The organism is Streptomyces sp. V2I9 (genome assembly GCF_030817475.1).
Lineage (GTDB): Bacteria > Actinomycetota > Actinomycetes > Streptomycetales > Streptomycetaceae > Streptomyces.
In genome coordinates this window covers 6,876,352-6,890,480 of the sequence record NZ_JAUSZJ010000002.1, presented here as the reverse complement: position 1 = coordinate 6,890,480, position 14,129 = coordinate 6,876,352, and the positions used below count along the sequence as shown (strand labels likewise).

The following is a 14,129-nucleotide window of genomic DNA, read 5'->3' as shown; positions in this document are numbered from 1 at the left end:
CGATACGGCGTGGACGTCCCCTTTCGCATGCATGGGAGTTGGCGCGTTGTCGGTCTGGGAGAAGTCGAGTACCGCGCGGGTGACGGCGCCCGCGCGCCCACGGAAGCTGGCCAAGGTGCCGTTCGTCGAACTGGCCGACGGACGGTTGCAGGGAGTCGTCTCCAGCGGATCGGACATCGGGCGGGTGTACGTGTCGTCGGTGGCGGCGCGGACGTACGCGTTCGCGTGCAGCACCAACAACAACCGGCCCTGCGGCGGGGCGCGCGGCATGTTCTGCAAGCACATCCAGGCGCTCGTCGCCGAGGCGGTGCTGCAGTACGGGGCGGAGCGCGTCGCGCGCTATCTGGCGGTGGAGACCCCGGACGGGGAGCCGACCGCCCAGTCGCTCACCGGCGCCATGAGCGCCACCCGGCCCGAGAAGGGGGACGCGTCGGCGGCCGCCCGGGTGTTCAGCCGGTTCCTGCGGCAGCTGGCCTATCTCGAACGGGAGCCGGTCACCACGCCGTTGCCCGAGATGCAGTGGTTCCCTCCGACGCGGGCGGTGGCCTGATGCGCGGCGGCCTGCTCTCCGAACCGGTCGAGGGGCTCGACGAGGCGCTCGCCGTCGTGGACTCCTTCGACGAGGCGCTGGTGGCCGGTCTGCTCCGGCCGGGCCCTGCCCAGGCGGCCGCGGTCGCCGGGCTCGCCGCGGCCGTCGCCGGGACTCCGCTGGCCGCGCGGGTGACGGAGGCGGCCGAGAAGGCGTCGGCCGGGACCGCCGGGGAGGACCACTTCGTGGCTCTCGCCGCCGCCCGGAGCGCGCTGCTCGGTTCCGTCCACGACGCCCTGACGCAGCGGATCGACGAGGCGGTCGGCCGGCCCGTCGAGGAGGCGGCGGACCCGGAGCCGGCGCCGGCCGCGCCGGAGCAGGCGGCGAACCTGCTGGTGGCGGCCCGGAGCTGGCTGGGCGATCTCGCGCGCAGCGGCTGGCGGGGCATCGACCATGAGCTGGTGGCCGGGTGCGCCCCGGTCGTCTCGGCGATGCTGCCCGATCCGGGGATGCGTCGTCGGGCGGCCCTCCTCGACGGGTTCGCCGCCGAGTTGGCCGCGTCCTGCCCGGGGGCGACGCTGGAGCGCGTGCCGGTGCGCCGCTGGGCCGATCTGTGGTCGCGCGCCCTGCTGCTGACGGTGCCCGGTTCGGCCGGGGTCCGGCCCGCCGCGGCGGTGACGGGGCGGCTGCTGCCGCTCGGCGTCGATGTGCAGGAGCATGCGACAGCCGTCCAGGCGCAGGTGCACGCCGTGTTCGAGCCGGCGGACGGGGGCACGCCCCGTCTGGTACGCGCCGGAGTGTCCGCGCCCAAGCCCGACACGGTCGTCGGGGCGGGCCTGTGGCAGCTGCTGCGTCCCCGGATGTCGTTGCTCGCCGCGGTGAGCGAGGGCCGTGCGATGGAGCTGGAGGCCATGCCGGCGACCGCCGAGGGGGATCTGCTCTGGGACGACGAGCGGGCTCGTGCGGGTGAACCCGCCGACGCCTTCGCCACGGCGCGGGTGATGCTGTCCGCCGCGACCGCCGCCCGTGTCGCGCCGCTGGACCGGCATCCTGTGCGGATCGCCGTACCGGTGCTGCTGGAAGGGTACGCCGTGCACAGCGAGGAGGAAGGTCTCGCGTTCGGTCTCGCCGGGCGGCTCCTGGCCGTCGACACCGACCGGATACCCGCCGCCGGGCCGCTGACGCCCGAGGCGGTCGCCGCCTCCCACGCCTGTGTCGGGCTGCTGCGCTGGGATGCCGGACAGTTCGTGCTCCAGCCCCTCGCGGTCGAGACGACCGTACGGAAGAAGGCCGTGGCCGTGCACGCGGGCGCATGGGCGGGCGGTACGACGGACAAGGCCGGTGTCCGGGCGGAGAAGGCCGCCACCGACGCCGTCGCCGTACTGCGCGAGCGCGCCGGAAGGCTGTTGCGGAAATGACCGAGGAACCCACCCGCCGGTCACCGGGTGCCGAAGCCCCGTCCCCGGCCGGGCCCGACCCGTACGACAACCGCCGTCAGGTGCTGTACTGGCGGCTCCTGGCCCGGCTCTTCGACGGGGAGGAGCAGCCCGCGCTGGAGTCCGCGAGCCTCGGTGTGGTCGAGGACATCGGGCTGCCGTCCGCGCTGCTGGACCCGGGGGCGTCGCTCGACTCCGTCGTGCAGCGCCACCCGGAGCTGGCCTCCGAGTTCGACGGGCTGATGACACCGGACGACGGTGAGGACGACGGCCGCGACGGGGCGGCGGAGGTGCGGCGTGCCGCACTGGTCTCGAAGGTGCTGCTCAATGTCTTCTCGACCGGCTCCGGCACGGTGACGGCGAAGGAACTGGCGCGCTGGCAGTCCGACGCGGGCTGGCTGGAGCGGGCGCTGGGCTGCCCGCCCGGCGGTCTCCGCGGGGGCCGGGCGGCCGGCGCCGGGCTGGACGGCGGCGGCCTCGGTCCCGAGCTGGCGGCGATCGAGGGCGACCTCGTGGGGCGCATGCGGCTGCGGGAAGTGCTGGCCGACCCGGCGCTCGCCGCGCAGCTCACACCCAGCATGTCGCTGATCGAGCAGTTGCTGCGCGACAAGGGCAACCTGTCGGGCGTGGCGCTGGCCAACGCGAAGTCGCTGATCCGTCGTTACGTCGACGAGGTGGCCGAGGTGCTGCGTACGCAGGTGGAGAAGGCCACCGCGGGCGAGCTGGACCGTTCGGTGCCGCCCAAGCGCGTCTTCCGCAACCTCGATCTGAACCGCACGATCTGGAAGAATCTCACCAACTGGAGCCCGGAGGAGGAGCGGCTCTACGTCGACCGCCTCTACTACCGGCACACCGTCCGCCGGACGACGCCGCAGCGGCTGATCGTCGTGGTGGACCAGTCCGGTTCCATGGTCGACTCGATGGTGAACTGCACCATCCTGGCCTCCATCTTCGCCGGGCTGCCGAAGGTGGACGTCCACCTCATCGCGTACGACACGCGCTCGATCGATCTCACTCCGTGGGTGCACGACCCGTTCGACGTGCTGCTGCGCACGAATCTCGGTGGCGGGAACGACGGGCCCGTCGCCATGGCGATGGCCCGCCCGAAGATCGCCGAGCCGAAGAACACGGTGATGGTGTGGATCTCGGACTTCTACGAGTTCGACCGCTCCCAGCCGCTGTTCGAGGGCATCGAGGCCGTTCACCGGTCAGGGGTGAAGTTCATCCCCGTCGGCTCGGTCACCAGCTCCGGGCGGCAGGAGGTCAACCCCTGGTTCCGGGAGCGGTTCAAGGCTCTCGGCACACCGGTGGTCTCCGGTCACATCGACAGGCTCGTGCACGAGTTGAAGACGTTCCTCACGTGAGGACCTGACGTTCCGAGGCCCGGCGGGGCCGAGCCCCCGCCTTTCCGGCCAGCCCCCCCTGCTTCCCCGACCTTTTCCCGCCTGTTCAGAAAGGCCCTCCCATGTCCGACGTGTTGCGTGCCCCCGCCGAGATCAAGTACGCGGAGGAACTCGACTGGCTGGAGTCGATCGACGACAGCCCCAAGCCGTTCTCCTGGCGGCTCTCCCCCAAGATGGTCCGGCTGTTCATCCTGGGGTCCGAGCGGGCCGACGGCCTGGACCGGGAGGTCTCGCAGAAGTGGTTCGGCGACCGCAGCTTCGTCGAGCGCTCGATCGTCACCCTGGCCTCCGACCGCGGTCTGCTGCTCATCGGGGACCCCGGCACCGGCAAGAGCTGGCTGGCGGAGCTGCTGTCCGCGGCGATCTCCCGCAACTCCACCCTGGTGGTGCAGGGCACGGCCGGTACGACCGAGGACCACATCAAGTACGCGTGGAACGTGTCGATGGTCATCGCCAAGGGGCAGTCGCGTGCGTCGATGATCCCGTCGCCGATCATGACCGCGATGGAGACGGGCGCCATCGGCCGTTTCGAGGAGCTGACCCGTTCCACCAGCGACGTCCAGGACGCGCTGATCTCGATCCTGTCGGAGAAGTACATCTCGGTGCCGGAGCTGCAGAGCGACGGCGCGGACGCGGGTGACAACATCGTCTTCGCCAAGCCCGGCTTCTCGATCATCGCCACCGCCAACAGCCGCGACCGGGGCGTCAACGACCTGTCGTCCGCGTTGAAGCGCCGCTTCAACTTCGTCCGCATCCCGGTGGTGACGAACCGGAAGAGCGAGGCGGAGATCGTCCGCTTCCGCACGGAGGAGCTGCTGCGTCGCCATGCGATCGACCTGGACGTGCCGCCGACACTGCTCGATGTGCTGCTCCAGAGCTTCGCCGATCTGCGGGCCTCGGCCGCCGCGGCGGGCAGCGACGACGAGAAGCTGGAGTCGTCGCTGTCGACGGCGGAGCAGATCGGTGTGCTGGAGGACGCCGTCCTGCACAGCAACTTCTTCGGCGAGCGCACGCTGACCGCCCGGACCCTGGCGTCCTCGCTCGTCGGCTCGCTGACCCGGCGGGACCCGGAGGACCTGGCCATCTTCAACAAGTACCTGCACGGTGTCGTCGAACCGCGCAGCAAGCAGGAGGGCGGCTCCTGGCCGGAGTTCCTGGACGGCGGCCGCGACACGATCGCCACCCTGTCATGAGCGGGTCCCCCACCGACACCCCCGGGGAGACGTCGTTCGCCGCGCTGCGGGGGCAGTTGCACGAGGCGGCCGCGGCGTTCGCCGGCGGGCCCGACGCGCTGGAGGGCATCCTCCTGGGCATGGTCGACGACGTCGACCGGGCGGTGCGCGAGCCGCTGGAGATCTTCCCGGTCTGCCACCACTCGCCGGCCTCCGCGCTCGCGATGGCGCGCCGACTGCGCGAGAAGCAGCCCAAGGTCGTGTATCTGGAGCTGTGCGAGGACATGGCGCCGCTCCTCGGCGAGCTGCGGAACTGCCGTCTGCCGGTGGCGGTCCAGGCGTTCGCGAGCGAGGTGGACGGGTTCCCCGCCGAGTGGGCACCGCTGTCGGTCGTCGCGCCGATCACCGAGGCGTCCGCCGAGTACCAGGCCATCGCCTACGCTCTGGACACTCCTGGGGTCGAACTGGTCCTGGTCGACCGGTCCTCGGACCACGTCTTCCAGTGGGACACCCGCCACGGCGGACGCGCCCCCGAGGAGTCGTCCGCTCCTGCGGACGGTACGCCCGAGCCCGAGGCCGCGCTGCACGGCGAGGCGGTCGGCGTCGAGATCGGCGACCTGCGGCCGCGCTTCGCGGAGCTGGAGGAGCATCTGCTGCGCCACGGCAAGGTCCGGCACTGGTCGGAGTGGTGGCACCAGTACGTCGAGGTGCCGCTCGGCAGCAGCGACCACGACGCCTACCGCCAGGTGATGTTCCTCGTGGGCAGCCTGTTCCGTCGGCTCGCCCCCGGTGACCGGGACCGGGTCCGGGTGGACGAGGACCGCGAGCGGTACATGTGGACGCGGATGCGCGAGCACCTGGCGGCGAGCGGGGCGGATCCGGAGGACTGCCTGTATGTGTGCGGCGCGTTCCACGCGGCCAGCCGGGTCGAGGAGTTCGGGGTGGCGGGCGACGGGTCGTATCCGATCCCGCCGCGCTCCGCCACCACCTGGCAGCACGGGTTGATCCCGTCGAGTCACGCGGCGATCGAGGCGCAGTTCGGGCTCGCTTCCGGTTCGGTGTCGATCGCCGCGACCCAGTGGGCGAAGAACCTCAAGCGGACCGGGGTGCGGCCGTACCGGCTGGCCGGGCAGGACGGTGCGAAGAAGTCCCGCGCGGCGAAGAAGGCGGCGGTCCCGGCCGTCCCCGCTCCCCCGCCGGACACCGCCCCGGACCGGCTCACCGGGTTCCTGCGGCAGCCGCCGGTCCTCGACACGCTGGACGAGGCCGAGCTGCTGGGCTGGTCGGTGGACATCGTGCGCGCGGCGCGACGCAGTGGTTATGCGGCGTCCACCGCCGACGCGATCGCGGTGTTCGAGACGTCGATCCTGCTCGCCGGGATGCGGGACCGCGCCAAGCCCACTCCGTACGACTTCCAGGACGCGGCGGTCACCTGCATCGAGAAGGACGCGGTGCCGGGCCGGCGCGACGTGCGGCGGCTCGTCGAGATCATGATGGGCGGCGACCGGATCGGCCGGGTCGGTTACGACGCGCTGCCGCCGCTGGCCCGCGACGTGCACGACCGGCTCGCGCCGCTGGGGTTGAAGCTCCAGCAGCGCGGCGTGCGGCGGGCCCTGCTGGACATGGACTCCCACCCGGAGCTGGGGGCCTGTTCGGATGTGCTGTGGATGCTCCGCCGACTGCTGCCGCACGGCGCGGCCCGGCCGATCATGGGTGAGCGGAAGCTCGGTGAGCGGTCGATCCAGGAGTCCTGGGACCTGGCGCTGGGCACCCATGAGCGGGCGCTCATCGAGCTGGGGTACGAGGGGGTGAGCATCGAGCAGGTCCTGGAGCAGCGGCTGCGCAGGGAGGCGTACGGGCCGCGGGCGACGGCCGCGGTCGTCCTCGCCGCTGTGGAGGACGCGACGCTGTACCTCCGCAGCCGGCGTCTCGCCGACGAGCTGGGCGCGCACGCGCTGGAGGTCCTGGCCGCCGAGCGGACCGTGGACGGGGCACCGGAGGTGCTGCGCCGGGTGCGGGGGCTGCTGGCGTACTACCGGACCGCCGAGCCGGTGCTGCCGCCGTGGGTGGAAGCGTTCGTGAAGGCCGGTTACGCGCATTACTGCACACTGCTGCCGATGGCATTCACGGACGAGGACGCCACCGTGGGGCAGGTGGCGGCGATGCTCGGCTTCCTGTTCGGGATGGAGAGCCTTGCGCTGTCCCTCGGGTGCGACCGGGCCCAGCTGGAGCTGGCCGTCGCGCAGTCGCGCCCCACGGATCCGGAGCGGACGGCTCTGTTGTGGGCGGCGCAGGTCCAGCTCGGCGCGCTGTCGCGGGCCGAGCTGAGGGAGCGCTGCGGCGCGTTGCTGGCCAACCCGATGGTGGTGCCCGCCTACCCGCGCTATCTCAGCGGCTTCGTCCACGCGTTGGTGCCGGTGCCGGGGCTGGCGGACGTGGTGGTGGAGGCCGTGTCGAACGCGTTCGGGAGGCTGCCGGACCGGGTTCTGCTGCCCTGGCTGCCGCGTCTGATCACGACGCTGCGCGCGGGGGCGGCGGAACTCGCCCCGCTGCTGACCCGCGAGGCGGGGCGGATCTTCCCGGCCCGCCTCGCGGCGCTGGACGCGTGGGTGCCGCCGTGGCGTGAGGTTCCGCAAGCCGCTGCTCCGGTCGGCGGCCCGGTGGTCGCCGGTGGGGGCGGGGGCCGTGGGGCCGCTCTGCTGTTCGCCCATCCGTCGTCGCTGGACGCCGTGGCGGGGCTGCTCGGCTGCGACGGCACGTGGGCCGCTCCCGGCGCCGATGCGGGGGCTCCTGCGGGTGCGGAGCTGGTGGGGCTGCACCCTGCCACCGCGATCGCGTGGGAGTCGCTGCTCACGGAGGTCTGAGACGAGGTGATGCGGCGCCGGGCCCACAGGCCCGGCGCCGCATCGGCGTGCCCGCAGCGGCCCGACCCGGCCCGGCGGATGACGACCCCGCCCCATCGTCTGCTTGATATTGCTTGAAATGCACGCCTAAAATGCAGCTTCGAGCATTGCTAGCGTGGGACAGGGAGCACAGATGACGCACGTGGCTCAGGAGCTGGCCAGCCAGCCCGACTGCTGGCAGGTGGCCGCCGGCATGGCGGACGGTCTCGCCCACCGGCTGCCGGCGGCCGGCGAGCGCATCGCCGTGGTCGGGTGCGGGACGTCGTACTTCATGGCCCAGGCGTACGCGGCCCTGCGCGAGGGCAGCGGCCAGGGCGAGACCGACGCGTTCGCCGCATCGGAGTTCCCGGCGGGCCGCCCGTACGACCGGATCGTGGCGCTGAGCCGCTCCGGTACGACGACGGAGGTGCTGGAACTCCTCGCGCGGATCGGTGACACGACCCGCCGCACGGTCGTCATCGGGGACCCGGACACTCCGATGGCGGCGATGGCCGACGACACGATCGTGCTCGAGTTCGCCGACGAGAAGTCGGTCGTGCAGACCCGTTTCGCCACCTCGGCGCTGACCCTGCTCCGCGCCCATCTGGGTCTGCACACCGACGCGGTCGTCGAGGACGCGCAGGTGGCGCTCGCCGAACCGCTGCCGGCCGGGCTGACGGAGTGCGGCCAGTTCACCTTCCTCGGGCAGGGCTGGAGCGTGGGCCTCGCCAACGAGGCGGCGCTGAAGATGCGTGAGGCGGCGCTCGCCTGGACCGAGGCGTACCCGGCGATGGAATACCGGCACGGCCCGATCAGCATCTCCACCCGGTCCACCGCGACGTGGATGCTCGGCGAGGCCCCCTCCGGGCTGATGGACGAGGTCCACGCGACCGGCGCCCGCTGGGTGGCCGGCGGCCTCGACCCGCTGGCGGAGCTGGTACGGGTGCAGCGGCTGGCGCTGGCGATCGCCGAGGCCCGCGGTCTCGACCCGGACCGGCCGCGCCACCTCACCCGCTCGGTCATCCTCAGCACCACGGCCTGACGGCCCGGCCGCCTCTTCCCCGCCCACCGGTACCCAGTCCCCCATCCGGGAGTCACCATGCCCATCGCCGCCACCGGCGAACTGATCGCCGATGCCGACGCGGAGCAGCGTGCGGTCGCCGCGTTCAACGTCATCACCCTGGAGCACGCGGAAGCCATCGCGGAGGGCGCGGAGGCCGCGGGGTCGCCGGTGATCCTCCAGATCAGCGAGAACGCGGTCGCCTACCACCGGGGCCGTCCGCGCCCGCTCGCGCGCGCCGCCGCGGAGGTGGCGGCCCAGGCCGCCGTTCCCGTCTCGCTGCACCTCGACCACGTGCAGTCGGCCGAGCTCCTGCACCGCGCGGCCGACTGCGGCTTCAGCTCGGCGATGTTCGACGCCGCCCGGCTGCCGTACGCCGAGAATCTGGCGGCCACCCGCGCCGCCGTCGTCTGGGCGCACGAACGGGGGCTGTGGCTGGAGGCCGAACTCGGGCAGGTCGGCGGGAAGAACGGCGAGCCGGCGCTGGACGCCCACGCCCCCGGTGCCCGTACGGACCCCGAGGAGGCCCGGTCGTTCGTCGCGGCCACCGGGGTCGACGCGCTGGCGGTGGCGGTCGGCACCTCGCACGCCATGACCTCACGGGACGCCGTGATCGACCACGCTCTGCTGGGCAGGCTGCGGCAGTCCGTACCGGTTCCGCTGGTGCTGCACGGTTCGTCCGGGGCTTCCGACGAAGAGCTGTCCCGAGCCGTCGCGGGCGGGATCCGCAAGGTCAACATCGGTACCGCGCTCAACATCGCGCTGACCGCCGCGATACGGGAGCGGCTGGCGCGGGACGACCGGAGCGTGGACCCGCGCCGGTATCTGGCGGACGGCCGGGACGCGATGGCCGCGACGGTCGCCCGGATGATCTCGGCGCTTCCCTCGGGTCGTGCGCACGCCGCGTGACACGACAGGGGGCGCCGGGGGCCGGGGGCGCGATGCCCGTCGGCCCCCGGCGCCCCCCTCGCGTCAGATCGCTCGGGCTCCCGCCGTCGGCGCCCCACCCTGCTCCCACTGACCCCATTCGCGCGGCAGGCAGGTGAGGTCCGGGCAGACCCACCGCCGAGGCGGCGGCGATCCCGGTCGGGTTGTCCTCGACCGCGAGACACGCCTCGGGCGGGAGGGCCCAACCCGTGCGGCCGCCTTCGGACCGGGGCCGGGAAGGGCTGGGAGCGGTCGCTCGCTCCGTCCGCCACCGTCGGCCGGTGCGTCGAGGTGCGGGGTGGGCACGCGCCACAGGGTGTCGGGGCGTACCCCGTCGATGCCGACGACGAACACGCGGCGGGTACGGGACGGGGCGGGTCTCCCGAGGAGGGGTACGAGGGGTGGGGACGGGAACGGCGGGTGGGGACGGGAACGGCTCACGCCTGCTGGTGCAGGACGCCGGGGTCCACCGCGTGGGCGAACGGCAGTCCGTGCGCGTACCGTTCGAGTTCGTCGACGGCGGCGTCCGCCAGCCGGTGGAGTTCGCCGCCCTGGGACCCGGCGATGTGCGGGGTGAGCAGCACGTTCGGCAGGTCGTAGAGGGGCGAGTCGGCGGGCAGGACCTCCGGTTCCGTGTGGTCGAGCACGGCGTTGAGCCGTCCGGTGACGAGTTCCTCCACCAGGGCGTCGGTGTCCACCAGGGAGCCCCGCGCGGTGTTGACGAGAGTCGCCCCGTCCCGCATCCGGGCCAGCGTCGGCGCGTCGAAGAGGTGGCGGGTCGCAGGGAGTTCGGGGGCGTGGATGCTCACGACGTCGCTCGCGGCCACCAGCGCGTCGAGTCCGGCGCGTTCCACGCCGAGGGCCCGTGCGTCCGCCTCGTCGAGGTACGGGTCGTGGATCAGGACGCGCAGGTCGTAGGGGCGCAGCAGTTCCACGACGCGGCGGCCGATGCGGGAGGCGCCCACGATGCCCACGGTGCGGCGGTAGTTGCCGATGCCGGGGAAGCGTTCGAGGACGTTCACCCGCGAGCGCGCCCGGCGGTAGACGCGGGCGCTCTCCAGGACGCTCTTGTTGGCGAAGAGGATCGCCGCGACCGTGTACTCGGCGACCGGGACGGCGTTGGCCGTGGCGGCGGTGCTGACGGCGATGCCGCGGTCCCAGACGTACGGCGTGATGTGGTGCTTGACGGATCCGGCGGCGTGGATCACCGCGCGCAGCCGGGGCATGGCGCTCAGGGCCGCCGGGTCCAGGGGCGGGCAGCCCCAGCCGGTGAACAGCACCTCGGCTTCCCGGAGTCCGCCGCGCTGCGCGGGGTCGTCGGCGCCGAAGTCGGTGACCAGGAGGCCGGGGACGAGGTCGGCGACGCGGGCGAGCCGGTCCAGGGCGGCGGGGGTCAGGACCGCCGTCCGCGTCTCGCCGCTCATCGCCAGGACGGTGCGGGGGCGGGTCCGTCGGCGCGGGGCGGGGTGGTTCACTTGACGGCTCCTGCGGTGAGGCCCGAGCGCCAGAAGCGCTGGAGGCAGAGGAAGGCGACGATCAGGGAGACTACGGCGACGAGCGAGCCGATGATGACCAGCGGATAGAGCTCCGGGCGACGGGCTCTACGCCGACGGCTCGTTCATCCAGCACACCACCGTGCCCTACACCGGCAGTTACGGATCGGTGATGCTCGGCGGGCTCGGCATGCTGTTCGCGCTGCTGAAGGGGAGCAGCTGGGAGGTCACCGACCCGAAGCGGCAGGTGGTCTTCGACGCGGTGGAGAACGCCTGGGCCCCGTTCCTCTTCAACGGCCTCGTCATGGACGCCGTCGCGGGGCGCGCCATCAGCCGCGGCGAGAGCGACGACCACCGGCGCGGCCACCCGACACTCGCCTCCATCGTGCTGCTGGGCCAGGGCGCGTCGGCCGCCGAGGACACCCGCTGGCGGTCGCTGGTCAAGGGCTGGGCGCAGCGCGACCACTACAGCCCGCCGCTGGGCAATCCCTCCCTGGGGATCACCGCGCCGGCCCGGATCAAGAACGTCCTGGACGACACCTCCCTCACGCCGGTCCCCGAGCCGGACGGCCACCGGCTCTTCCCCGACATGGCCCGGTCCACGCACCGCCATCCGGGCTGGGCGGCGTCGCTGAGCATGGCCGACCGGCGGATCGCCTACTACGAGACCGGGAACGGCGAGAACCCGCGCGGATGGCACACCGGGTCGGGGATGCTCTCCTGGTGGGGCGACACCTTCGCCAACGGCCAGTACAGCGACGCCTTCTGGCCGACCGTCGACCCGTACCGGCTTCCCGGGACCACGGCCTCGCGCAAGGTGCTCGCCAACGGCGCGGGCGGCGACTGGGGCGCCTCGCTCCCCGACGTGAACTGGGTCGGCGGGGTCACCGACAAGAAGCGCGCGGCCGTGGGCCAGTACCTCAAGGGCCTGTCCAGCACGCTGATGGCGAAGAAGTCGTGGTTCTTCCTGGACGACACCGTGGTGTGCCTGGGGGCGGGCATCCGGAGCCGCGACGGCGCGCTCGTGGAGACCACCGTCGACAACCGCAGCCTCGGGCCGGCCGGCAACGCCCCCTTCACCGTCGACGGTTCGGCCGAACCCGTCACCGTCCCCTGGTCCGCGACGCTCACCGGGGCGTCCTGGGCGTATCTGGCCGGGCACGGCGGTTACGTGTTCCCCGGCGGGGCCGGCGTGAAGGCGCTCCGGGAGAACCGGACGGGCCGCTGGCGCGACATCGACACGGGGGGCTCCACGGAACCGGTCTCCCGGAAGTACCTCACCCTCTGGTTCGACCACGGCAAGGACCCCTCGGCCGGTACGTACGCGTACCAGCTCCTGCCCGGCGCGTCCGAGCAGCGTACGGCGGCACGGGCGGCGGACACCGGCTGGCTGCGGGTGCTCGCCAACACCGGCGCCCAGCAGGGGGTGGCGGTGCCCTCGCTCGGCCTGACCGCGGTCAACTTCTGGTTCGGCGGCAGCGTCGGACCGCTGGTGGCGGACGCACCGTGCTCGGTGATGGTCACCGAGCACACCGACGGGACGGCGACCGTGTGTGTGAGCGACCCGATGCGGATGCGGATGCGGACGGGTCTGACCCTGACCTGGAACCGGGCCGTCGCCTCGGTGGTGTCGAAGCCCGCGACGGTGACATCGGTGGCCACGGGAGCGTCGCTGCGCCTCGTCCTCGGTGATCTGTCCGGGACGCGCGGGGCGACCCAGGCGATCAAGGTGCGGCTGCCCTGACCCCTGCTGATCAGGCCGTGCGGCCCGCTCCGGGCGGGCCGCACGCCGCCCGGTCATACTGTCGGCCTGCATACGGACTGGGGAGCATCATGACGACTGACGACCGGACCGCACCTCCACTCCTGGGGAGCGAGCGCGCGACACTGCGGGCCTTTCTCGACCACCAGCGCGACACCCTCGCGATGAAGTGCGCGGGGCTGGGCGACGAGGAGCTGCGCGAGCGGTCGATGCCACCGTCCACGTTGTCGCTGCTGTCGCTCGTCCGGCATCTGGCGGAGGTGGAACGCGCCTGGTTCCGCAGGGTGTTCGAGGACGAGACGGCCCCGATGGTCTGGTCGGAGAAGCCCTTCGACTTCCAGGCCGCGTACGACGCGAGCACCGCGACCCGCGCCGAGGCGTTCGCCGCCTGGCAGGCCGAGGTGGAGAACTCACGCCGGATCGAGCGCGAGGCGGCCTCGCTGGACCTGGTGGGACGTCAGCCGCGCTGGGAGAAGGAGGTCTCGCTGCGGATGGTGATGGTGCACGTGCTGCTGGAGTACGGCCGCCACAACGGCCACGCGGACCTGCTCCGGGAGGGCGTGGACGGGACGGTGGGGGCCTGAGCCCGCAGGTGGCGGCCGCCCCCGGCCCGCTTCTTCCGCCGGGCGTGACGGATACGTCCCGAACATCCTTCGCCCGCGCGGAAGCCGTCTCCTGCTCCCTTCGACCCCGGCCGGCGCGCTAGTAGACTCGGCGTCATGCCCCAGCAGCCCACGCCTTCCACCCTCGTGTCCGCGTTCGCGCCCGGCGGCGCCCTCCGCGCCTCGGTCAACCTCGGCAATCCGGTCCTCGCCCACCGCGACCGGATGAGCGGCGAACCCGCCGGCGTCTCCGTCGACCTGGCCCGCGCGTTCGGGCAGCGCCTCGGGGTGCCCGTCGAGCTGGTGGCCTTCGAGAGGGCGGCGCTGTCGGTCGACGCGGTACGGGCCGGGCGGGCGGACATCGGCTTCTTCGCGGTCGACCCCGCCCGGAGCGAGGGGCTGCGGTTCACCGCCCCGTACGTTCTCATCGAGGGCGGGTACCTCGTACGGGAGGCGTCCCCGGTCACCGAGAACGGTGAGGTGGACCGCGAGGGCACCCGGATCTCGGTCGGCGCCGGGTCCGCCTACGACCTCTTCCTCACCCGCGAGATCCGCCGGGCCGAAGTGGTCCGGCTGGAGGGCGCTCCGCGCGCGCTCGCGGCCCTGCGCACGGGTCAGGTCGACGTGGCGGCCGGTATCCGTCCGTTGCTGAAGGCCGAAGCCGCGCGGGCCGAGGGCGTACGGGTGCTGCCGGGGCGGTTCATGGTGATCAGGCAGGCCATGGGACTCCCCGCCGGGCGAGGGGCGGCGGCGCTGGAGCTGCTCGCCTCGTTCGTGGAGGAGATGAAGGCGGACGGCTTCGTCGCCAACGCCTTGGAGCGCCACGGCATCGGGGGAGCGATCGTGGCGCCCGCGGGCTGACT

Annotated in this window: 10 protein-coding genes and 2 pseudogenes; 10 read left to right on the top strand and 2 right to left on the bottom strand. The window is 73.0% G+C overall.

What is annotated here, in order from left to right; all coding sequences use genetic code 11:
- Window positions 1-31 precede the first annotated feature (31 nt).
- The 7 genes from QFZ71_RS29820 (at window position 32) to QFZ71_RS29790 (ending at window position 9,391) form a co-directional block, all read left to right on the top strand.
- Window positions 32-550 (top strand): hypothetical protein, encoded by a 519-nt coding sequence (locus QFZ71_RS29820; protein ID WP_307671258.1) that lies wholly within the window; start codon window positions 32-34, stop codon window positions 548-550.
- A complete protein-coding gene (locus QFZ71_RS29815) occupies window positions 520-1,947 on the top strand; it encodes a hypothetical protein (RefSeq protein ID WP_307671257.1) in 1,428 nt (475 codons plus the stop codon). The genes QFZ71_RS29820 and QFZ71_RS29815 overlap by 31 nt, the downstream gene beginning before the upstream one ends.
- Complete coding sequence (locus QFZ71_RS29810) at window positions 1,944-3,329, top strand: VWA domain-containing protein (RefSeq protein WP_307671256.1); 1,386 nt, start codon at window positions 1,944-1,946, stop codon at window positions 3,327-3,329. Before QFZ71_RS29815 ends, QFZ71_RS29810 begins: the two co-directional genes overlap by 4 nt.
- Window positions 3,330-3,430: 101 nt before the next feature.
- Window positions 3,431-4,561 (top strand): AAA family ATPase, encoded by a 1,131-nt coding sequence (locus QFZ71_RS29805; protein WP_307671255.1) that lies wholly within the window; start codon window positions 3,431-3,433, stop codon window positions 4,559-4,561.
- The gene (locus tag QFZ71_RS29800) at window positions 4,558-7,404 is read left to right on the top strand and encodes a DUF5682 family protein (RefSeq protein ID WP_307671254.1); all 2,847 of its coding nucleotides are present in this window, start codon (window positions 4,558-4,560) and stop codon (window positions 7,402-7,404) included. Before QFZ71_RS29805 ends, QFZ71_RS29800 begins: the two co-directional genes overlap by 4 nt.
- A 172-nt stretch (window positions 7,405-7,576) precedes the next feature.
- Window positions 7,577-8,464, top strand: coding sequence for an SIS domain-containing protein (locus QFZ71_RS29795; RefSeq protein WP_307671253.1), 888 nt, complete (start codon window positions 7,577-7,579; stop codon window positions 8,462-8,464).
- 57 nt (window positions 8,465-8,521) lie between these two features.
- On the top strand, window positions 8,522-9,391 hold the full coding sequence (locus QFZ71_RS29790) for a class II fructose-bisphosphate aldolase (RefSeq protein WP_307671252.1): 870 nt from the start codon (window positions 8,522-8,524) through the stop codon (window positions 9,389-9,391).
- 455 nt (window positions 9,392-9,846) lie between these two features.
- On the opposite strand, the gene QFZ71_RS29785 is transcribed toward QFZ71_RS29790, so the two are convergent.
- A complete protein-coding gene (locus tag QFZ71_RS29785; RefSeq protein ID WP_373465220.1) occupies window positions 9,847-10,833 on the bottom strand; it encodes a hydroxyacid dehydrogenase in 987 nt (328 codons plus the stop codon).
- A gap of 47 nt (window positions 10,834-10,880) precedes the next feature.
- Window positions 10,881-11,006: pseudogene (locus QFZ71_RS29780) on the bottom strand (carbohydrate ABC transporter permease); the annotation flags it as partial.
- Here QFZ71_RS29780 and QFZ71_RS29775 point away from each other — a divergent pair.
- The 3 genes and pseudogenes from QFZ71_RS29775 to QFZ71_RS29765 form a co-directional block, all read left to right on the top strand.
- Window positions 11,000-12,646 (top strand): annotated as a pseudogene (locus tag QFZ71_RS29775) (polysaccharide lyase 8 family protein); the annotation flags it as partial. The pseudogenes QFZ71_RS29780 and QFZ71_RS29775 overlap by 7 nt on opposite strands.
- A gap of 89 nt (window positions 12,647-12,735) precedes the next feature.
- Entirely contained in the window at window positions 12,736-13,248 is a 513-nt protein-coding gene (locus QFZ71_RS29770) for a DinB family protein (protein WP_307671250.1), read from the top strand.
- Window positions 13,249-13,383: 135 nt separating this feature from the next.
- Window positions 13,384-14,127, top strand: a complete 744-nt coding sequence (locus QFZ71_RS29765; RefSeq protein ID WP_307671249.1) for a transporter substrate-binding domain-containing protein — start codon at window positions 13,384-13,386, stop codon at window positions 14,125-14,127.
- Window positions 14,128-14,129 lie beyond the last annotated feature (2 nt).